This is a genomic window from Microbacterium esteraromaticum, assembly GCF_017303215.1.
GTDB lineage: Bacteria > Actinomycetota > Actinomycetes > Actinomycetales > Microbacteriaceae > Microbacterium > Microbacterium esteraromaticum_C.
The window spans coordinates 2113842-2133613 of sequence record NZ_JAEMWU010000001.1 but is presented as its reverse complement, the minus strand read 5'-3'; the positions used below and the strand labels follow the sequence as shown (position 1 = coordinate 2133613).

Annotated in this window: 17 protein-coding genes and 1 other RNA gene; 15 read left to right on the top strand and 3 right to left on the bottom strand. The window is 68.0% G+C overall.

What is annotated here, in order from left to right; all coding sequences use genetic code 11:
- The first annotated feature begins 81 nt into the window (after positions 1 to 81).
- Positions 82 to 2556, top strand: coding sequence for a LuxR C-terminal-related transcriptional regulator (locus JF543_RS14630; RefSeq protein WP_347401133.1), 2475 nt, complete (start codon positions 82 to 84; stop codon positions 2554 to 2556).
- A gap of 28 nt (positions 2557 to 2584) precedes the next feature.
- Here the strand turns inward: JF543_RS14630 and JF543_RS09830 are convergent, their stop codons facing one another.
- Positions 2585 to 3058, bottom strand: coding sequence for a DUF6325 family protein (locus tag JF543_RS09830; RefSeq protein WP_179410711.1), 474 nt, complete (start codon positions 3056 to 3058; stop codon positions 2585 to 2587).
- A 145-nt stretch (positions 3059 to 3203) separates the two neighbouring features.
- Between JF543_RS09830 and JF543_RS09825 the strand changes: the two genes are divergently transcribed.
- From JF543_RS09825 to JF543_RS09800, 6 genes are all read left to right on the top strand, one after another.
- The gene (locus JF543_RS09825) at positions 3204 to 4325 is read left to right on the top strand and encodes an AI-2E family transporter (RefSeq protein WP_179410712.1); all 1122 of its coding nucleotides are present in this window, start codon (positions 3204 to 3206) and stop codon (positions 4323 to 4325) included.
- Between the two features lie 111 nt (positions 4326 to 4436).
- Positions 4437 to 6110 (top strand): solute carrier family 23 protein, encoded by a 1674-nt coding sequence (locus JF543_RS09820; protein ID WP_206823920.1) that lies wholly within the window; start codon positions 4437 to 4439, stop codon positions 6108 to 6110.
- A gap of 14 nt (positions 6111 to 6124) precedes the next feature.
- A complete protein-coding gene (locus tag JF543_RS09815; RefSeq protein ID WP_206823919.1) occupies positions 6125 to 6556 on the top strand; it encodes a DUF6325 family protein in 432 nt (143 codons plus the stop codon).
- 1 nt (position 6557) lies between these two features.
- Positions 6558 to 6905, top strand: a complete 348-nt coding sequence (locus tag JF543_RS09810) for an SHOCT domain-containing protein (protein WP_206820443.1) — start codon at positions 6558 to 6560, stop codon at positions 6903 to 6905.
- A gap of 88 nt (positions 6906 to 6993) precedes the next feature.
- Complete coding sequence (locus JF543_RS09805; RefSeq protein ID WP_206823918.1) at positions 6994 to 8373, top strand: hypothetical protein; 1380 nt, start codon at positions 6994 to 6996, stop codon at positions 8371 to 8373.
- 16 nt (positions 8374 to 8389) lie between these two features.
- Positions 8390 to 9103: a GAP family protein gene (locus JF543_RS09800; protein ID WP_206823916.1), complete on the top strand. Its 714-nt coding sequence runs from the start codon at positions 8390 to 8392 to the stop codon at positions 9101 to 9103.
- A 13-nt stretch (positions 9104 to 9116) separates the two neighbouring features.
- Here JF543_RS09800 and JF543_RS09795 read toward each other — a convergent pair whose 3' ends face one another.
- Entirely contained in the window at positions 9117 to 9956 is an 840-nt protein-coding gene (locus tag JF543_RS09795; protein ID WP_206823910.1) for an aldo/keto reductase, read from the bottom strand.
- Positions 9957 to 10025: 69 nt separating this feature from the next.
- Here JF543_RS09795 and JF543_RS09790 point away from each other — a divergent pair, with 69 nt between their 5' ends.
- The 4 genes from JF543_RS09790 (at position 10026) to rnpB (ending at position 13345) form a co-directional block, all read left to right on the top strand.
- Positions 10026 to 10433, top strand: a complete 408-nt coding sequence (locus tag JF543_RS09790) for a YchJ family protein (protein WP_179410719.1) — start codon at positions 10026 to 10028, stop codon at positions 10431 to 10433.
- A 10-nt stretch (positions 10434 to 10443) separates the two neighbouring features.
- Positions 10444 to 11175, top strand: coding sequence for a zinc ribbon domain-containing protein (locus JF543_RS09785; protein ID WP_179410720.1), 732 nt, complete (start codon positions 10444 to 10446; stop codon positions 11173 to 11175).
- A 39-nt stretch (positions 11176 to 11214) separates the two neighbouring features.
- Positions 11215 to 12948: a bifunctional 3'-5' exonuclease/DNA polymerase gene (locus JF543_RS09780; RefSeq protein ID WP_206824307.1), complete on the top strand. Its 1734-nt coding sequence runs from the start codon at positions 11215 to 11217 to the stop codon at positions 12946 to 12948.
- 27 nt (positions 12949 to 12975) lie between these two features.
- Positions 12976 to 13345: RNase P RNA component class A (gene rnpB / locus JF543_RS09775), an RNA gene on the top strand.
- Between the two features lie 59 nt (positions 13346 to 13404).
- Here rnpB and ppgK read toward each other — a convergent pair.
- A complete protein-coding gene (gene ppgK / locus JF543_RS09770; protein ID WP_206823903.1) occupies positions 13405 to 14148 on the bottom strand; it encodes a polyphosphate--glucose phosphotransferase in 744 nt (247 codons plus the stop codon).
- A 68-nt stretch (positions 14149 to 14216) separates the two neighbouring features.
- On the opposite strand from ppgK, the gene JF543_RS09765 reads away from it, so the two are divergent.
- From JF543_RS09765 to JF543_RS09750, 4 genes are read left to right on the top strand one after another with little or no spacing between them, the layout of a single operon-like run.
- Entirely contained in the window at positions 14217 to 14432 is a 216-nt protein-coding gene (locus JF543_RS09765; protein ID WP_179410722.1) for an SPOR domain-containing protein, read from the top strand.
- Complete coding sequence (locus JF543_RS09760) at positions 14429 to 15772, top strand: glutamine synthetase family protein (RefSeq protein ID WP_179410723.1); 1344 nt, start codon at positions 14429 to 14431, stop codon at positions 15770 to 15772. The genes JF543_RS09765 and JF543_RS09760 overlap by 4 nt, the downstream gene beginning before the upstream one ends.
- A gap of 8 nt (positions 15773 to 15780) precedes the next feature.
- Entirely contained in the window at positions 15781 to 18759 is a 2979-nt protein-coding gene (locus JF543_RS09755) for a bifunctional [glutamine synthetase] adenylyltransferase/[glutamine synthetase]-adenylyl-L-tyrosine phosphorylase (protein ID WP_206823899.1), read from the top strand.
- Positions 18760 to 18782: 23 nt separating this feature from the next.
- Positions 18783 to 19718 (top strand): diacylglycerol/lipid kinase family protein, encoded by a 936-nt coding sequence (locus tag JF543_RS09750; protein WP_206823898.1) that lies wholly within the window; start codon positions 18783 to 18785, stop codon positions 19716 to 19718.
- Positions 19719 to 19772 lie beyond the last annotated feature (54 nt).

The following is a 19772-nucleotide window of genomic DNA, read 5'->3' as shown; positions in this document are numbered from 1 at the left end:
GTTCGCATGGCGCCTGCGCGGGGGAGTGTTCCGGTGGGATCGAACGTGCGATTCCGCGCCCCGATGCCTCGGCCTGAGAACGTGCGCCGCCCACGCGTCACCGCCACGATCGACGCGGCGCTCGCCCGCTACTCGTTCTGCATCGTGAGTGCGCCGAGCGGCTACGGCAAGACCACCGCAGTCGCTGAGTGGGGCGCGAACGCTGACCGGCTCGCCTGGCTCACGCTGAACGCGCTCGACGCGGATCCACGTCGCCTGGCGCGCGGCGTGCTCGACGCGCTGGCGGTCGCCACGGATGGGCGGGGCGGCGCGCCTTCGCATACGACCAGGTTCGATCCGCGTCGCGCCTACGCTGCCATCATCGACAGTCTGGAGTCTGCAGAGGGTGTCGTGCAGTTGGTGGTCGATGACGCGCATCGTGCCGGGGAAGCGTGGCGCGAGGGGCTGCTCGGGATGCTGTTGGAGCAGATGCCCGAGAAGCTGCGTATCGTGCTGGTCGGCACCACACTGCTCGAAGTCACCTCCGCTCGCGAACGGCTCATAGCGCCCGACCTGTTCCTGTGCGCGGATGTGCTGCGGTTCACAGCGGACGAGATTGCTGAGCTGCACGCTGCCGGATCGCATACGCTCACCCCCGTCGCGATCCTGGAGGAGACGCAGGGATGGCCGATCGCCGTCTCGATGGTGATGATCGCCGGAGCACGGCCGGACTCGGACGCCACGTCGGCATCGGCCTTCCTCGCCGACTACGTGCGCGACTACGTGCTGGCTTCGTTGCCCCCTGCGTTGGCTCGGTTCATGCTCGATGCCAGCGTCTGCGCTGTTCTCGACGCAGACCTCGCGGCCAAGGTCACGGGCGAGGAGCATGCCGCGCGGTTGCTGGAGGAATGCGCGCGTCTCGGACTGTTCCTCGACAGGTTCGCGGTCCCCGAGGGCACGCGCTATCGGTGGCATGCGACCTTTTCGAAGACATGTTCATCGCTCCTCGCCGCCGAGGATCCCGCTCGGTTGGTCGAGCTCCACCGTCGAGCAGCCGCGCACCTGAGCCGCCCCGAGCCGATCACCGCGATATCGCACTCGATGCGCGCCACTGATATCGGCGCTGCACGCAGCACGCTTCTGGGGTGCTGGCTCGGCTTGAGCATGAACGGAAATGCGGCCGAGGTTGAGACCGCCGCGACGCGGATCATGATGCACCTGGCCGAGGATGCTGAGCTACTCCTGATCCGCGCATGCGCCACCGACATGCTCGGCGACCATCATTTGGCACACGACCTCTTCGTGCGCGGGCAGGCGCAGATCGCGACGTCCGGCGCGGCAGACGACGACGTCGTGCTCGACATCGCACGTCTCGTCATCTCGGATGAGCCCGAACGCGTGTCCGCTGCGCACGAACGGGTGCGCGAGAGGATGCTCGCGGGTGCGGCCGCCCCCGCACTCGCAGATCAGGTCGCCGTGAACACCCTCCTCGCATGGGCGGAGATCCGTCACCCCACCAATCCGGTGCTCCCGGCCGAGCACTTCGCGGCTGTGGCGAGGGAGATGCGGGGGCAGGAGCCGGATCTCTGGCCGCGTGCGCTCGGTGGAGTCGCCTTCGGACATATGTGGGCAGGACACCTGCGCCGGGCACGACATGTGCTTGACGAGATCAACGCCATGTCGGACTCGATCGATGCCAGTTCAGCGCGCGGCGGTCTCGATGTGAGCTCGATCATGGCGGAAGGACTCGTGGCCCACCTCTCCGGTGATCCCACGACGACCTCGCAGCTGTTCGCCGCGTTGACGGCGGGGGATGCCGACCCGTCGGTGACATCCGTGGCGCGATTGATGCTCGCGTGCGCCGCCGCGGAGGGCGGCGACGTCGCGGCCTGCCGACGCGCCGCGATCGGAGCGCAGGAGATCCCGGTCGAGACCCTGCACGGTGTGCCGTGGGGTGTGATCCGGGAGACGGCCATAGCTGTGCTCGAAGAGGCCATCGGCAACCGCGATCGTGCACTGCGCATCGCGCGTCGACACGTGCGTCGCACGGACCTCCCGCTGGTCGCGCTCGCACTGTCCGGCGTGCTCCGTCGTGCGGAGGAGTACAGTGAGGCGCTCATCCAACTGCGCTCGCTGCGCACGTTCGCCGAGGTCTCGTACATCAAGGTCAGCACGCTCATCACAGCGGCGGTGATGAGAAGACACAAGGGCGATCACGAGGCCGCGCACGATGTCTGTGAAGCTGCGCTCGCCGTGGCCGCATCCGAGGGCATCCGACTGCCGTTCGGAGTGCGGGAGACCGCCGTGCGCCGACTGCTCGGCGAGCATGTGCATCACGGAACCCAGTACGAGGACTTCATCAGCGAGTGCCTCGCGGACGACGCGGCTGGATCCGTTGCCGGGGTCTTGTCTGATCGGGAGCGAGAGGTGTACCGGCAATTGCAGACCTCGCGCACTCTGCCGGAGATCGCGCGGGAGCTTGGAGTCTCGGTCAACACCATCAAGACCCATCAACGCTCGATCTACCGCAAACTCGACGTGTCGTCGCGTCGCGACGCCGTGCGCGTCGGTCTCTGATCAGTTGCGGTGCGCCCCACCGTTGCGTTCACGCCACCGGCCGGCGTGATCGGAACGCACGCCGGCCGGGCACAGCGCCGGACACCGCCCTGGCCCGCGCTGCCTCCAGCACAAGGTCTGCGGCAGATGCCGGGACCGGCCAGACGCCGATGAGCCGAGCACGCAGCGCGGTCGGCGGCCAATCCGCAGGCTGTGCAACGGCGGGATGTCCGACAAGGATGAGCGCCGCGGCAGCACCGATGCTCACATGCGCGCACAGCGTGGCAGCATCATCGACACCGATCATGCCCGGCACCGCGAGTGGGAGCCCCATCAGCGCGAGGTCGTCGTGGTCGACCTCGTAGAGGACGCCGCTGCTGATGGTGCGACGCCGCACGATGACCAAGTCCAGCAAGCGGATCTCGCCGCTGACCGCGCCACTCACGAGCGCGCGCAACAGAGCCGCATCGGGCCGTTCATCATCGACTCCGGCGAGCATCAGCGTGGTCTGTCCCAACGGCATGTCTCGGGTCCCCCTCCGCATCACAGGGCTCGCATCACAGGATTCTGCGATGGTGACATCCCGTCCGAACCAGACACGACTGCTGCTCACCCTGATCGGGCGACGCGACGATCCACGGTCTCACCCGCTGAGTAGCGTGAGGCGCGTGAGGCAGAAGAAGACCGCCGTCCCATCGCAACGCGCGCACGAGCGCTCCCGTGCATTGCGCTTCCTGCCCGCGCACCCTCTGCTGTCGGGGTTCACCGTCGCCGTGGGCGTCCTCCTGGCGATCGCGCTCGCCGCGACGATCGCCGGCATCTCGACGGTGCTGATCTCGATCTTTCTCGGATTGTTCCTCGCGCTCGGGCTGGATCCTGCCGTGCGCGCGCTGGAACGTCGCGGACTAACCAGACCTGTCGGGGTGACGATCGTCGCCGTGCTCTTCCTCGGGATCGTCGCGATCGTCGTCTTCCTCGTCGTTCCCGCGACCGTGCGGCAGATCTCAGCAGCAGTCAACGCGGCACCGCAGACGATCGCCGCCATGCAGCAGGCGGACTGGTACCTGAATCTTGAACGCAGCCTGGGGGTCGACCTGGAGGCAGTCATCGCCGACGCGCTGCAGTCGATCGCCTCGCTGAGTTCATTCCTCGCCATCTCGGGTGGCGTGCTGCGGGTCGGGTTCGGCGTCATCGGCGCCGTCTCCAGCTTCATGATGGTGGTCGTCCTCACGCTTTACTTCGTCTCGTCGCTGCAGTCCATCAAGAACGCGCTCGCCGCTCTCGTCCCGTTCTACCGTCGAGACAGGTTCTCGCACCTGCTCGACGAGATCACCCGTTCGGTGGGAGGCGTCGTCGCCGGTGCCATCACGCTCTCGTCGCTCAACGCCGTCGTCGTACTGGTGCTGCAACTTGCGCTCGGTTCGTCGGCCCCCGTCGTGCTGGCGCTCGCCGCGTTCTTCATCACGCTCGTGCCGATGATCGGATCTGTGCTCTTCCTCGTGATCGGGAGCATCGCGACGCTGTTCGTCAGCCCCGTCGCCGCGGTGGTCTTCGCGATCGCCTACCTCGCGTACATCCAGGTCGAGGCGTACGTGATCACCCCGCGCGTGATGGGCAGGGCGGTTGCCGTGCCCGGGGTGCTCGTGATCATCGGAGCGATGATCGGGGCGACGCTGATGGGTCTGCTCGGCGCCCTGGTGGCGATTCCGATCACGGCATCGGTGCTCATCATCATCCGCCAGGTCTGGATCCCGAGGCAGAACAGCCAGGTCACCGCCCCCGAGGACTGAGATCACCCGGCCAGGGTGATGCACGCCGTCCGTGTGGGCGACCGCGGTGCCAGCATGGCACCACGCACGTGATCGAGTCGGCGCGCGATGGCGAGGTAGAGAGGTGACGGGGTGCACAGACCACTGACCGGACTGACCTCGAAGAACATCGTGCGCGAGATGCTCGCCGGCGTCACCCTGCTCGCGATCGCAATTCCGTTGAACATCGGCTATGCACAGATCGCGGGCCTGCCGGCGACGGCGGGGCTGTATGCGCTGGTCGTGCCGACCATCGTGTACGCGCTGGTGGTCTCGTCGCGGCAACTGGTGGCGTCGCCCGATGCCGCGGCCGCAGCCCTGGTGGCGTCGTCGATCGGCGGTCTTGCCGCAGCGGGCTCCGAGGACTACCTGGCGATGGCGATGGCACAGGCGATCATCTGCGGCATCCTGTTCGTGCTGCTGGCCGTGTTCAAGCTGGGTTTCCTCGCCAACTTCTTGTCGAAGCCGATCCTGATCGGGTTCGTCGGAGGACTCGCACTCGACATCCTCGTCTCGCAGGTGGCGAAGATGCTCGGCATCTCGATCGACTCGGGCGGGGAATTCGTCGACAAGGTGGTCGGCGTGTTCGGCGGCCTTGGCAGCACGAATCTCTACGCCCTGGCCATCTCGGTGTTCGCCGTCGTCGTGCTGCTCGCGGGCAAGAGATTCCTGAAGATGGTGCCGTGGGCCCTCGTCGTGATGATCGTCGCGACGGTCGTGGTTCTGGTCGCCGACCTCGGCGACCGAGGCGTCGCCGTGCTCGGTGAGGTGCCCGCCGGAGCACCGCAGCTCACCTGGCCCATGCTCGACTGGCAAACCTGGCTGCTGCTGATCCCATCCGCGCTGGCACTGACGATGGTCACCACGGCAGAAGGACTGCTCGTGTCGCGCTCGTACGGAGAGAAGCGGCACTATCGGACCTCGCCCAATCGCGACCTGCTCGCCTTCGGCGTCGCGAACGTGGCAGCGGGCGCGCAGGGCAGCTTCGCGGTCGGCTCATCGACAAGTCGAACCGCCGCTATGGACCAGGCGGGATCGCGCACGCAGTTGCCCTCGCTGGTACTCGCAGTCGGCACGCTGCTGCTGTTGCTCTTCGGTACCGGGCTACTGGAAGACATCCCGTCGCCGGCGATCGGCGCCATCGTCGGCGTGGCAATCCTGCCGCTGCTGGGATTCCGTGAGTTCCGCGCACTCTGGCACCAGGATCGTTTCGAGTTCAGCATCGGCGCGGTGTGCTTCCTGACCACGCTGTTCGTCGGTTCGATCGCCGGCATCCTCGTCGCCTTCGTGCTCGCCCTCGTCAACATCGCCAAGCGGGCGTCGAACCCCGCAATCGATGTGCTCGCCGCCGATGGTTCGCCCACGGCATCCCTTCTCGATCCCGCCGCAACCGGCGCGATGACGGCCCCCGGGGTCGTCGTGATCAGGATGGCCGCGCCGATGTTCTTCGCCAACGGCGACGCGTTCGCGGGAGCCGTACGCCGCGCCGTGCGCGCCCCCGGCGCCGGCGTCGTGCAGCACGTCGTGATCGATATGGAAGCGGTGACCGATGCGGACGTCACTGCCGCGGAGTCCTTTGAGGGGCTGACGGATTGGCTCCGATCAGAGGGCGTGACGCTGTCGTTCAGCCGGCTCCGGGCGGCCGCGCGCCCGCGCTTGGAGCGGCTCGGCATCCTCGCCGGCCAACACATCTTCGAGACCAACCGCGCGGCACTGGACGCCTTGCGCACCGATGACGCGCGAAATCAGCTCCGCGAACAGCAGTGAGACAGGAGAACCACATGAACGATTTCCGTTACGGACCCGTCGAGTTCTATCTGGTCGGGTTCGAAGGCGAAGGCCCCGACCCCGAGACGTTCCAGGCGCTACGAGATCTGCTCGCCTCAGGCGCCGTGCGCCTGCTCGACTTCGTCCTGTTGACGAAGACCGCCGGTGGTGACGTCGAGACGCGCGATCTCGACGTCGACCAGGCAGACCTGCTCGGTGAAGCACACCCGCTCGCCGACGGACTGGCCGGTGAAGAGGACATCATGACGCTGGCCCAGCACGTGCCTGCCGGCACCTCGGCAGCCGTGGTCGTACTCGAGCTCGCCTTCGCCCGCACCTTGGCGGCGAAGCTGCGGGCGTCGGGCGGTGAGGTGCTGCGCACCGAGCGGGTCCCCGCCCCGGTCGTGAACGCGATGATCGACATTCTCGAACAGGAAGGTGAGTGAGATGCCATTGAGAAGAGTAGGCAGGCCCGGTCTGATCGGTCTGGCGGCTCGAACAGCCGTCGTCGCCGGTACCGCCAGCGCTGTGCAGGGCAGCGCCGCACGCAGACAGCAGGAGCGCGCCCAGCAGGAGCAGTATCAGGCTGCCGCGCAGCAGGCACAGATCGATGCCGCGGCGCAACAGGCCGCGGCACAGTACGCGCCGGCACCGGTGGCCCCCGCCCCGCAGGCCCCGGCCGCTGACGCGGGTGGCGATATGATCGCCAAGCTGCAGCAGCTGAGCGGGCTCCACGATGCGGGAGTGCTCTCAGATGACGAGTTCGCCGCAGCCAAGCAGAAGTTGCTGAGCTGACACGTCGCGAGGCGTCCGACCGGTCGTTCGCCTGGTCGGCGCCTTCGTGGATGCCGTCGCGCGGTCCGCACCGGAAAGAGGAGATCAGATGGGCGAGCTGGAAGATCTGAGAGCCAGGGTTGAACAACTCGAAAAGGAGAACGCGGGACTGCGGCGCCCGCGTCGGCGCCCTGCGGCGACGAGCATAGTCGCCGTCATCGCGCTGGTCCTTGGTGTGCTGCTCGCGCCCGTTGCCGCGGTCGGCACCTGGGCGCGCGTGCAGCTGGTGGACACGGATCGTTTCGTGGCCACGTTCGCGCCGCTGGCATCGGACCCTGACGTGCAGGACTTTGTCGCCGACCAGGTGAACGCAGCGATCCTCGACAACATCGACGTCGATGCCGTCGTCGAGGACGTCTTCGACGGCCTTCGGGGACTCGACCTGCCGCCGCGCGCGGAGTCGGCTCTGACGTTGCTACAGGCCCCCGCAGCCCGTGGAGTTGTTTCGCTTATCGACGGGGTCGTCCACGACCTGGTGGCTTCTGAACAGTTCGCCGTGATCTGGACGCAGTCGCTGCGGCTCGCCCATGAGCGGGCGGTCGCGATCATGCAGGACCAGCCCGGCACCGCGCTGCAGCTGACCGACGACGGCGTGCTGGCCATCGACCTCGGCGTTCTCGTGGCTCAGGTCAAGCAGACGCTCACCGATCGTGGGGTCGGTATCGCAGGGCTGATCCCGGTGATCGACCGCACCGTGCCTATTGCGCAGGCGGATGCCCTCGTGCTGGTGCGCACGGTGTATCAGATCGCCGTGTCGGTCGGGTTCTGGCTGCCATGGATCGTGTTCGGGCTGCTCGTGCTCGGCGTCGCACTCGCGAAGGACCGCACGCGTGCGCTGATGTGGACGTCGGCGTCGTTCGCGGCGATGTTCCTGCTGCTCGCGGCCGGGGTAGGAATCGGGCGGGGCTTCTTCGCCCGAGCCGTCGCACCGTCGACGATGACCTTTGACGCGGCCGATGCGCTGTTCGACGGCCTCACGGTGCTGTTGCGGTCGACGATCATGGCGCTCGCGTTCTTCGGTGTCGTGGTCGCGATCTGGGCCTGGTTCGCGGGGACGAGCCGCCCGGCCGTCGCTGTGCGCGGGTTGCTCGGCAGCGGATTCACCGCCGTGCGCTCGGCTGCCGAGCACCGAGGTCTCTCTACCGGCAGGTTCGGTGCGGCGGTGGAACGCTATCGCGGCGCGATCCTGGTGGCGGGACTGGTGATCGCACTGGTCGTGCTGATGATGGCGCGTCCGATCTCGTTCGCGACCGTGCTGTGGACGGCAACTGGATTCGGTGTGCTGCTGATCATCGTGGAACTGGTGCGCAGCGGAACACCGGAAGAGGACGGACCGGAAGGCGACGCGGCGGCTGACGGCGACGACGTCGCGCACGCTGACGAGGACGAAACGGAATCGGAGCCCGTGCCCAGCGCGAAGATGGGCTGATCGATCGGAGTCGCGCATGATCGGCGCGGTGTGGCAGTTGATCCCGGTGGCGCTCGGGGTGATGGCGAGTCCGCTGGCCGTGCTGGGGCTGATCGGCATCCTGCTCTCGCGGCGTCCTCGTCGCAACGGCATCGCCTACCTGGCGGGGTGGATGCTGAGCATCGCCTTCCTGCTGACGGCGGGCATCCTGCTGCTGGTGGCGGCCGGCGACTTGGGACCGTATCGCCAACCGGGTTGGGTGGCGGTGCTGCACATCGTGATCGGCGCGATCTGCCTCGGCGGTGCGGGCTGGATCTATCTGCGCGCGCGACGGGTGATCGAGCTCGTCGCCGCGGCCCGCACTCCGGACGAGCTTGCGGCCGCGGCGCCGCAGCTTCCTCGTCTTGTTCGTAGCGTCGCCCGGTACACGCCACCACGGTCCTTCGGTCTGGGCGCGGCGATCTTCTTGAACCCGATGAACATCTCGCTGGTCGCCGCGGCGGCACTGGCGATCATTCACACCACACCCGGTGGCGGCGAACGGGTGATGCTCGGTCTGGGGTTCGTAGTCGCCGCGGCGGCGCCGGTCGCGGTTCCGGTGCTGATCGTGCTGTTTCGGCGCCAGCGCGCCGAACCGATGCTGCGCGGGCTGCGTCGGTGGATGCTGAAGCACAACGGCTATCTGAGCGCGGGGGTGCTCTCGATTGTCGGCGTGCTGCAGATCGTCAAGGCCGTGCAGATCTGGGTGTGAGCGACGGGACGCGTCACAGTTCCTGGTGATGCGCGGGGTCTGCGTTGAACAGTCGCCCGTCGGGTCGCCCCAGCCCGGTGATGGCCTCGACTTCGCCGGGTGAGAGCACCACTGCGGCGGCGGCAAGGTTCGCCCGCTGATGGGCGGCTGACGAGGCCTTCGGGATCGAGACCGTGCCTCTCGCCGCATGCCACGCGAGCACGGTCTGTGCCGGCGTGATGCCATGCGTGGATGCGATGTCGACGATGACCGGTTCTGCCAGTAGTTCTCCGGCCCGCCCGAGGGGACTCCAGGCGACCGTGAGTATGCCGCGCTGGGCATGGAGTCGCACGGCGTCTTCCTGCGGGAAGTACGGGTGCACCTCGATCTGGTTCGTCACCGGCCGCACGCCGGACTCGCGCTCGATGCGATCCAGGTGCTCGGGGAGGAAGTTCGACACGCCGATCTGGCGGACGGTGCCGCGCTGTTGCGCGTCCACGAGCGCTTGCCACGCCTGTGCATACAGATCGCGCGCGGGGTTGGGCCAGTGGATCAGGTGCAGGTCGGTGGCGTCGAGGCCGAGGCGGTACCGGCTCTCCTCGATGCTCACGCGAGCCCGGGCGCTCTCGTGGTGGCGGCCGGGCAGCTTGGTCGTGACGATGAGATCGGAGCGATCCACATCGGATGCTGCGATGCCGGCGCCGACGGCGCCTTCGTTCTCGTAGTTGAACGCCGAATCGATCAAGCGGTATCCGAGTGCGATCGCGGCGGTGACGGCTGCGGCACCCGCATCTCCGTTGAGGCGGTACGTGCCCAGGCCGATCGCCGGCATCCGGAAGCCGTTGTGGGCGGTGAAGAACGGGACCTCGGTCATGGGTGCTCCTTTCGGCGGGTTCGGTCAGCCTACGCGCCGAGCGGGAGAGCAGGATGCGACGATGGTCACATGTCGAAATCCTCGCTGCCCACCGACGATCAGCGTTGCCCGTGCACGAGCGGGAACCTCTTCGGTGCGTGTTGCGGCCCGGTGCTGAAGTCGGGTGAGGCTCCTGGTGCGCTGCGGTTGATGCGCTCTCGTTTCACGGCGTTCGCGATCGGCGATGCCGGTCATCTGCTGCGCACCTGGCATGCGAGCACACGCCCCGATGACCTCGAGCTGGATGACGACGTGCGCTGGTACCGTCTCGACATCCTCGATCAGCAACGCGGCGGGCCATTCGATGTTGAGGGCGTGGTTGAGTTCGAGGCGTTTTATCGTCAGGGCGCCGAACGCGGGTCGATGCGTGAGCGCAGCCGCTTCGTGCGTGAGGACGGCTCGTGGTTCTACGTCGACGGCATCGTCGCCAGCAGATAGATTTGACACTGTGAAGGCCACCCCTGAGAACCAGCGCACCCTGCTCGACATCGCCGACCTGGATCGTAAGATCGGCCAGGCGGAGCGGGCGAGCAAGACACCGGCGCAGGGCGCTCGCATCAATGAGCTCGCGGCGGTCCGCAAGCAGCAGCTGGGCGAACTCACGGCGCTGACCGGAACCCTCGACGACGCCCGTGCCGATCTGCGTCGGCTCGAGTCGGACGTCGCGTTGGCCGCACAGCGCCGCGACCGTGACGCCGAGCGTCTGGCGGCGGCGACCGACCCCAAGCAGGCGCAGGCGCTTGAGAACGAGATCGAGAGCCTCGGGCGCCGGATCAGTTCGCTCGAGGATGACGAGCTCGACGTGATGGGGCGAGTCGAAGAGGCACAGGCCGCCGTTGACGCACAGCAGGCGCTGATCGACCAGACGCAGTCCGAGGGTGCCCAGTTGACCGCCGCGGCCAAGGCCGAGATGGCGGCGGCCGCGACCGAGTGCGAGCATCTGTCGCGCGATCGTGCGGCATTGGCTGCGTCGGTTGCACCGGAGCTGCTCGCCGATTACGAACGGCGCGCATCTCGCGGCGTGGGTGTCGGTCTGCTGCGCCGGGGCGTCTGCGAGGGATGTCAGATGATGCTGGCCGGGACCGATCTGAACGAGGTGCGCCGCGCGGCTTCCGACGACGTCGTCTCGTGCCCCGAGTGCGGTGGCATCCTCGTGCGTACGGACGAGTCGGGGCTGTGATCCGACGCCACGCACGCGCCGTTCGACCGTGACGCGGTGATGTCGGATGCCCGGCAGACGCACCTGAGCCCCGATCCGGTGCATGCGGTCGTGGGGCGCGCACCGGACGGTGGATGGCAGATCGCGCTGTGCACTGAACAGAACCCGGATGCGCAACCCGAGCACGTCGCGGACACCGAACTCGTTGCGCGCGTCCGGCAGATCGAAGCGGAGCTCGCGCCGCGCTGGACGGTGCGCAGTCTGCGCTCCTTCGCGCCACGGCTCCTGGCCGCGGGTGTGCGCCCGCGACGAGCTCATGATCTGGTGCTGTGTCATGCGATCCTCCGTGACACGGCCGCGCTGAACGCGCCGTTGACGCCTTCGCCGCTGTGGATGCGTACCGACGAGGCGGAGAGCGAGACCGGCCAACCCGGCCTGTTCGACGTCGATCTCGGCGCACCCGCGCCGGCCGATCAATTCGATGCGGTGCACGCCCAATGGGTCGCCCAGCTCACGGCTCTGCGCACAAGCGCCGATGGCCGGTTGCGCCTGTTGTGCGCGGCGGAGTCCGCCGGTGCGCTGGTGGCAGAGGAGATGACCGCCGCCGGCCTGCCCTGGAGCGTCGACGTGCACGAGGGCATCCTGCACCAGCAGTTGGGGCCGCGGCCGATGCGCGGGGCGAGGCCCGCGCACATGGCGCGCCTCGCAACGGCGATCGGCGATCTTCTGGATGACCCGACACTCAACCCCGACAGTCCGCCTCGGCTGCTGCGCGCCCTGCATCGCGCCGGCGTGTTCGTCGAATCGACGTCGAAGTGGGAGCTGTCACAGATCGAGCACCCCGTGGTGGAACCGTTGCTGGAGTACAAGCGGCTGTCGCGGCTGTTCACTGCGAACGGGTGGGCGTGGTTGGACGAGTGGGTGCGTGATGGGCGCTTCCGACCCGTGTATCTCACCGGTGGCGTCGTCACGGGGCGGTGGGCTTCGGTGGGCGGGGGAGCGCTGCAGATCCCGCGCCTGCTGCGCCAGGCGGTGTCGGCCGACCCCGGATGGACACTCGTGGCGGCGGACGTGGCGCAGCTGGAGCCCCGCGTTCTGGCGGCGATGTCACGCGATACGGCCATGGCAGAGGCGGCCCGCGGCCGAGACCTGTACGAGGGTGTGGTGCGGTCCGGCGCCGTGGCCACGCGTGAGGAGGCCAAGTACGCCGTGCTGGGTGCGATGTACGGTGCCACGACGGGGGAGAGCGGCCGGCTGGTGCCCCGGTTGCGAAAGGTGTATCCGCGGGCGATGGGCCTTGTCGACGCGGCGGCTCGCAGCGGCGAGCAGGGCGGCGTGGTCAGCACGCTGCTGGGGCGCAGTTCGCCCCGCCCCGACGAGGGATGGCGCAGCGAGCAATCGCGCGCGAGCGCCCCAGATGCGGCCGGAGGGGATGAGTCCCGGGCGCGCAGCCGAGCGCGCGAGCGCGGCCGCTTCACCCGCAACTTCGTCGTACAGGGCACCGCGGCCGAGTGGGCGCTGCTCTGGTTGGCAGAGATACGACATCGCCTCACCGCCCTGCCGACGGCATCCGCTCCCGCACCCGAGTCCGGCCCGGTGTTCGGCTCGCACGCGCATCTGGCGTTCTTCCTGCACGATGAGGTGATCGTGCACGCCCCGCGTGACCAGGCCGATGCCGTCGCAGGGGTATTGCGCGCCGCGGCCGACGCAGCGACGCGGCGGTTGTTCCCCGGATTCGACATCGACATCCCGTTGGACGTACACATCGGCGCCGATGCGGCGAAGCACGCATAGCGCAGGCACGTAGAATCAGAGGGTGAGTGGGTCGGCCGGACGGTCGCGTGGCGCGAGAGCGCACCGAGGAACGTCCGGGCTCCACAGGGCAGGGCGGTGGGTAACACCCACCCGGAGCGATCCGCGAGACAGTGCCACAGAGAGAAGACCGCCCGTCGTGCCTCACGGCCGACGGGTAAGGGTGAAAGGGTGGTGTAAGAGACCACCGGGGGACGTGGTGACACATCCCGCCAGGTAAACCTCGCCCGGAGCAAGACCAGACAGAGGACGTTGACGCGGCCCGCCGAGTCCTCGGGTAGGTTGCTGGAACGGCACGGCAACGTGTCGTCGAGAGAGATGGCCGTCAAGGGAGCGAAGAACTCCTGAACAGAACCCGGCGTACAGGCCGGCCCACTCGCATCAACGGGAAAGGGACCGATCGGATGATCGGTCCCTTTCCCGTTGATGCGAGGGCGCTCAGTGCGCGGCGAGCGACGCGGCGCCGATGATGCCCGAGGCGTTGCGGTGCACGGCCGCGACGATGGGTGTGCGCAGGTCGAGCAACGGCAGGAACCTCTCGGGGTGCTTCGAGACGCCGCCGCCGACGACGAAAAGATCGGGGCTGAACAGGAACTCGACGTGGCGGTAGAACTCCTGCAGGCGAGCGGACCAGGCCTCCCACGACAGGTTCTCGCGCTCCATCGCGGAGTAGGCCGTCCAGCGTTCGATCGATTCGCCCTCGCGGTTGAGGTGTCCGAGCTCGGTGTTCGGGATGAGCACGCCGTCGTAGAGGAAAGCCGAGCCGATGCCGGTGCCGAGGGTGGTCATGATCGTCAGGCCACGGGCATCCCGTGCCGCGCCGTGGCGCGCCTCTGCAACGCCGGCTGCGTCGGCGTCGTTGACGAAGGTGATGTCGCGCCCCAGTCCCTGCTCGAAGAAGCGTTCGGCCTCGAAGTCCACCCATTCCTTGGCGATGTTCGCCGCGGACAGTGTCTTGCCGTACTTCACGATGGCGGGGAACGCGACGCCGAGCGGCAGGGTCGACTGGGCGACACCGAGTGTGTCCAGCACACCGCGGACGGTCTCGAGAACGTCCTGCGGGCGCGCGCCCTCGGGCGTGGGTACACGGACGCGGTCGGAATCGAGCGTGCCGGTGTGCAGGTTGACGATTCCCGCCTTGATGCCGGTGCCGCCGATGTCTACGCCGATTGCCTGTGCCATGAGGAATAGCCTAGCGATGCGCGGGTCTGCGATTAGGATCGTGACAAGATCCCGAACAAGGAGCTGAGATGTCCGACGGTGACGAGAAGTACTGGTACAACCTCAGAACCGGCGAGGTCGAGTTCGGCATGCAGTCGGCATCGGTCGACCGAGTGGGCCCCTTCGACACCGCCGACGAAGCCGCGCACGCACCGGAACTCCTGCGTGAGCGTTCGAACGCCTGGGCCGAGGACGACGCCGCCGAGAGCGGCTGGGACGCGACAGGACCGGTGGGCGGGGCGTGAGCGTCGACAAGCAGCGCGACTTCGTTCTGCGCACCATCGAGGAACGCGGCGTCAAGTTCGTACGGTTGTGGTTCACCGACGTGATCGGCACGCTGAAGTCGGTGGCGATCGCACCGGCCGAGGTCGAGGGCGCGTTCGCCGAGGGGATCGGTTTCGACGGCTCCGCGATCGAGGGTCTTACCCGTACCTTCGAGTCCGACCTGCTCGCCCAGCCAGACCCGACCACGTTCCAGACGCTGCCCTGGCGCGGGGACATCGACCCCACCGCGCGGATGTTCTGCGATCTGACCACTCCCGATGGGCGACCAGCGGTGTCGGACCCGCGCAATGTGCTGCGCCGGGCGCTCGCGAAGGCGGCCGACGCGGGCTTCACCTTCTACACCCACCCTGAGATCGAGTTCTATCTGCTGAAGTCGTCGCAGCTGGGGCCGGACGGCCCCATCCCAGCAGACAACGCCGGCTACTTCGACAACGTCCCGGGGGGGACGGCGCACGACTTCCGTCGTAGCGCGGTGCGGATGCTGGAAGACCTGGGCATCTCGGTCGAGTACAGCCACCACGAGGGTGGACCGGGTCAGAACGAGATCGATCTGCGCTATGCGGACGCCCTGACGACCGCCGACAACATCATGACCTTCCGCACGGTGGTCAAGGAGGTGGCGATCGAGCAGGGCGTCTACGCGACGTTCATGCCCAAGCCGCTGAACGATCAGCCCGGCAGCGGCATGCACACCCACCTGTCGCTGTTCGAGGGCGATGCGAACGCGTTCTACGAGCCCGGCGCCGAGTACCAGCTCTCGCTGGTCGGCCGCCGGTTCGTTGCCGGCCTGCTGCGGCACGCGAACGAGATCGCCGCGGTCACGAATCAGTTCGTCAACTCGTACAAACGTCTCTGGGGCGGTGCTGAGGCGCCCAGCTTCGTCACGTGGGGGCACGCCAACCGTTCGGCACTCGTGCGGGTGCCGATGTACAAGCCCAACAAGTCGCAGTCCACGCGCGTGGAGTATCGCGGCCTGGACTCGGCGGCAAACCCGTACCTCGCGTTCGCGCTGATGCTTGCAGCGGGGTTGAAGGGCATCGAGAACGAGTATGAGCTGCCGCCCGAGGCGGAGGACAACGTCTGGTCGCTGAGCGATGCCGAACGGCGTGCCCTCGGCTACGAGCCGTTGCCCGCGAGTCTCGACCATGCACTGGAGTACATGCAGGACTCCGAGCTCGTCGCCGAGACGCTCGGTGAGCAGGTGTTCAATTACGTGCTGCTGAACAAGCGCAAGGAGTGGGAGGCGTACCGCGGTCAGGTCACGCCGTTCGAGCTCAAGAGCAACCTCGGGCTGCTCTGAGTGCGGTCATGACGCGTCCTGATGCGTCGGTCTCGCTGTCCGCCCTGGCGAGACTGGGCTTTGTCGAGCTCGCGGCGGCGTCGGCGGAACTCACCGAGCTGTCCGAGCTGACGGGGCTGGAACGCACCGAGCTGGCCGACGGAATGTCCGCGGCCGATCCGGATGCCGCCGTGCACGGTCTGGTGGGGATCGCCCGCCGTGACCCGGATCGGGTGCGTGCAGTGCTGTCCGACTCGGAGGCGCGGACCGCGGCCTGGCGATTGTTCGGTGTTTCACGGGCTCTGGCAGAGTTCTTCGCCCGCCATCCGGAGCACCTCGAAGGTAAAGCCCTGCGGCGCAGCGCGTTGCCCACCGCGGATGAGATGCGCGAGCGGATGCTGGCGGCTGTCGACGCCGGCGATGGTTTCGCCGCGGCGGTCGATCCAACGACGGCACTGCGGGTCGAATATCGACGCTGCGTCGCCGAGATCGCAGCGGTCGATGCAGCATCCGAAGATCCGCTGTCGGTGATCGCGGACGTTTCGGCCGCCCTCGCGGATGCTGCCGGCGCGGCGCTCGAGGCCGCCCTCGCCGTCGCACGCACCCTCGTGCTCGACGCCGGTCGTTCCGGCGACCGTGGGGAGATCGCTGCCACACGCCTGGCGGTCATCGGCATGGGCAAGACCGGTGCGCTGGAACTGAACTACTGCAGCGACGTGGATGTGATCTTCGTCGCCGGGACCGCTGACGACTCGGTCATCTCAGAAGGGCGTGCGATCGACATCGCCACGCGGCTGGCGCAGGAAGCGATGCGCGTGCTCTCGGCGTACGGCATCGAACCGCCGCTGTGGGAGGTCGATGCAGCACTGCGTCCAGAGGGCAAGCAGGGGGCGCTGGTGCGCTCGCTGGCCTCGCACCTGGCGTACTACGACCGATGGGCCAAGAGCTGGGAGTTCCAGGCGCTGCTGAAGGCACGGGCGATCGCGGGCGACACCGAGCTGGGGGCCGAGTACATCGCTGCCGTGCAGCCGAAGGTGTGGTCGAGCGCCGAGCGCGAGGACTTCGTCGAGAGCGTGCAGGGCATGCGCGAACGTGTCACCGACAACATCCCGCACGACCAGCTGCCGTATCAGCTCAAGCTCGGCCCGGGCGGTCTGCGCGACATCGAGTTCACGGTGCAGCTGCTGCAGCTCGTACACGGGTTGACCGATGAGACGCTGCGCACCAGGGGCACGCTGGAGTCGCTGGATGCCCTGGTCGAGGGCGGGTACATCGGTCGCACGGAAGCGGCGTCGTTCGGTCATGAGTACCGGGTGCTGCGTCTGCTGGAGCACCGCCTGCAGCTACGAGATCTGACGCGCACGCACCTTCTGCCGGACGACGACGAGGGCATGCGACGGCTGGCGCGAGCGACCGGGCTCGCCGACAGCGCCTCCGGGCTGCGCCGGGCGTGGGAAGACCTGCGCCGCGAGGTGCGCGACCAGCACACCCGGTTGTTCTACCGCCCCTTGCTGGCGGCGGTCGCCTCGTTGCCGGCTGAAGAGCGGATGCTGTCCGAGCAGCAGGCCGGAAAGCGCCTGGCGGCCATCGGATTCCGCGACCCCGCCGGGGCGTTGCGCCACATCGCTGCGTTGACCTCCGGACTCAGCCGCAAGGCCACGATTCAGAAGCATCTGATGCCGGTGATGCTGCGCTGGTTCGCCGAGGGAACCGATCCGGACTACGGTCTGATCGCGTTCCGCAGGATCAGCGAGAGACTGGGCGACACCCACTGGTTCCTGCGCATGCTGCGTGATTCGTCGGGGGCCGCGCAGCGACTCACCCGTGTGCTGTCCAGCTCGCGCTACGTGGGCGAGCTCATGGAGTGGATCCCCGAATCGGTGGCCTGGCTGGATGCACCCGCCGCCATGCGCCCACGGGGAGGCACTGCTCTTGACGATGAGGCCAGGGCGATCCAGACCCGGCACGCCACGACCAAGGACGCCCTGCGCGCCGTGCGTGCGCTGCGCCGACGTGAGCTGCTGCGCACCGCCATGGGCGCCGTCCTGGAACAAGTCGGCGTCGACGAGATGGCCAGGGCACTCACCGAGATCACCGAGGCGACGATTCAGGCGGCGCTGCGTGCCGTACGACGCGAGGTCGTCCCCGCTGAAGACGACGCGATGGACTTCTCGATCATCGCGATGGGCCGTTTCGGGGGAGCGGAACTGGGGTTCGGCTCGGATGCTGACGTGCTGTTCATCTACGACGCGAACGGCATAGACCCGCAACGCGCGCAGCAGCACGCCGCGAAGATCGTCGCCGGGCTGCGCGAGCACCTCACCGACCACCGGCTCCCGCTCGATCTCGACGCCGACCTGCGACCCGAGGGACGCAACGGTCCGATCGTCCGCAGCATCGAGGCGTACACCCAGTACTACCGGCGGTGGTCGCTGTCGTGGGAGGCGCAGGCACTGCTGCGCGCCCGCGGCATCGCGGGCAGCCTCAAGCTGATCGCGAAGTTCACCGAGCTGGCCGACAGCATCCGCTATCCCGAGGCCATCTCGGAACAGGGCGTCCGTGAGATCAAACGGATCAAGGCTCGGGTGGAGGGGGAGCGGCTACCGCAGGGGGCCGACCCGCGTCGGCATCTCAAGCTGGGCCCGGGGACCCTCAGCGACGTCGAATGGATGGTGCAGGTGCTGCAGTTGCAGCACGGCCACCGCGTGCCGGATCTGCGCACCACGTCGACCATGCAGGCGCTGGACGCCGCCGTGCTGGCGGATCTGCTGCCGGTATCGGATGCAGAGCGACTGCGTGAGGCGTGGGTGCTGGCCAGTAGGCTCCGCTCGGCGATGACCCTGCTCACCGGACAGACCAGGGACGTGCTGCCGACCGAGATCCGCGAGCTCGACGGCGTCGGGCGGTTGCTGGGATATCCTGATCGCGCCGCGACCCTGCTGGACGAGGACTACCTGCGCGCCACGCGCCGGGCGCGGCGGGTCTTCGAGAAGCAGTTCTACGGCTGAACACCGCACGAGGGGGGCAGCAGATGGCACAGCGATGGGGCATCGTCTGGAATCCGACGAAGATCGATGAGGACGAGCTTCGCGCTGCTGTGGATGCCGCGTCGCCAGCGGATACCGAGATCCTCTGGTGGGAGACGACCGCCGATGATCCCGGTCGTGCGATGGCATCCGAGGCCGTCGATGCGGGGTGCGACGTCGTGATCGCCGTCGGTGGCGACGGCACGGTGCGCACGATCGCCGAAGTACTTGCCCAGGCGGGCGACGACGCACCGGCTCTCGGGATCGTGCCGCAGGGCACCGGCAACCTGCTCGCCCGCAATCTTGGGGTGCCGCTGGGCAGCGTGCCGAAGGCGCTCGACGTTGTCGCCGCCGGACGCGAGCGTCGCATCGACATGGGGTGGAGCACGACCGACGAAGAGGAGACCGCCACGGGTTTCCTGGTGATGGTGGGCTTCGGGCTCGACGCCCACATGCTCTCAGAGACCGACGATGAACTGAAAGACAAGGCCGGTTGGCTCGCCTACGTCGAGGCGATGGGGCGCGCGGTCGCGGCCGCGCAGACCGTCGACTTCACCATCGCGATCGACGGTGGCGATGAGCAGACGCTCATCGGGCACACGCTGCTCATCGGCAACTGCGGCGCGATCCAGGGCGGCGTCACGCTGCTGCCGGACGCGGAGCCCGATGACGGCCGACTGGACCTCCTGCTGGTGAGCGCCGATAACGTCGCCCAGTGGGCGCAGACCCTGCGTACCGTCGTCTGGGATAACGGCATCCGACGTCTGCTGGGCGGTGGCGAAGATACCGTCAGCACCGACTCCGCCCAGCACCTCACCGGCGAGAGCATCGAGGTCACGTTGCCGGCCCCGGTTGCGTTCGAGATCGACGGGGAGGAAGCCGGCGAGGTGTCGCGTCTGCACGTGCGGGTGCAGTCCGCTGCCCTCCGCGTGCGCTGCTGACCCTCTGCAGTCCTTCTGCGCCCTCTGAACGCGAGAAACCACTTCCCGATTGAG

Bases quoted from the DNA above. Each gene is read 5' to 3' on its own strand.
- JF543_RS09805 (WP_206823918.1), top strand. From the start codon at position 6,994: ATGGGCGAGCTGGAAGATCTGAGAGCCAGGGTTGAACAACTCGAAAAG.
- JF543_RS09790 (WP_179410719.1), top strand. From the start codon at position 10,026: ATGTCGAAATCCTCGCTGCCCACCGACGATCAGCGTTGCCCGTGCACG.
- JF543_RS09765 (WP_179410722.1), top strand. From the start codon at position 14,217: ATGTCCGACGGTGACGAGAAGTACTGGTACAACCTCAGAACCGGCGAG.
- JF543_RS09755 (WP_206823899.1), top strand. From the start codon at position 15,781: ATGACGCGTCCTGATGCGTCGGTCTCGCTGTCCGCCCTGGCGAGACTG.
- JF543_RS09780 (WP_206824307.1), top strand. From the start codon at position 11,215: ATGTCGGATGCCCGGCAGACGCACCTGAGCCCCGATCCGGTGCATGCG.
- JF543_RS09830 (WP_179410711.1), bottom strand. From the start codon at position 3,058: ATGCCGTTGGGACAGACCACGCTGATGCTCGCCGGAGTCGATGATGAA.
- JF543_RS09810 (WP_206820443.1), top strand. From the start codon at position 6,558: ATGCCATTGAGAAGAGTAGGCAGGCCCGGTCTGATCGGTCTGGCGGCT.
- JF543_RS09815 (WP_206823919.1), top strand. From the start codon at position 6,125: ATGAACGATTTCCGTTACGGACCCGTCGAGTTCTATCTGGTCGGGTTC.
- JF543_RS09800 (WP_206823916.1), top strand. From the start codon at position 8,390: ATGATCGGCGCGGTGTGGCAGTTGATCCCGGTGGCGCTCGGGGTGATG.
- JF543_RS09750 (WP_206823898.1), top strand. From the start codon at position 18,783: ATGGCACAGCGATGGGGCATCGTCTGGAATCCGACGAAGATCGATGAG.
- ppgK (WP_206823903.1), bottom strand. From the start codon at position 14,148: ATGGCACAGGCAATCGGCGTAGACATCGGCGGCACCGGCATCAAGGCG.
- JF543_RS09795 (WP_206823910.1), bottom strand. From the start codon at position 9,956: ATGACCGAGGTCCCGTTCTTCACCGCCCACAACGGCTTCCGGATGCCG.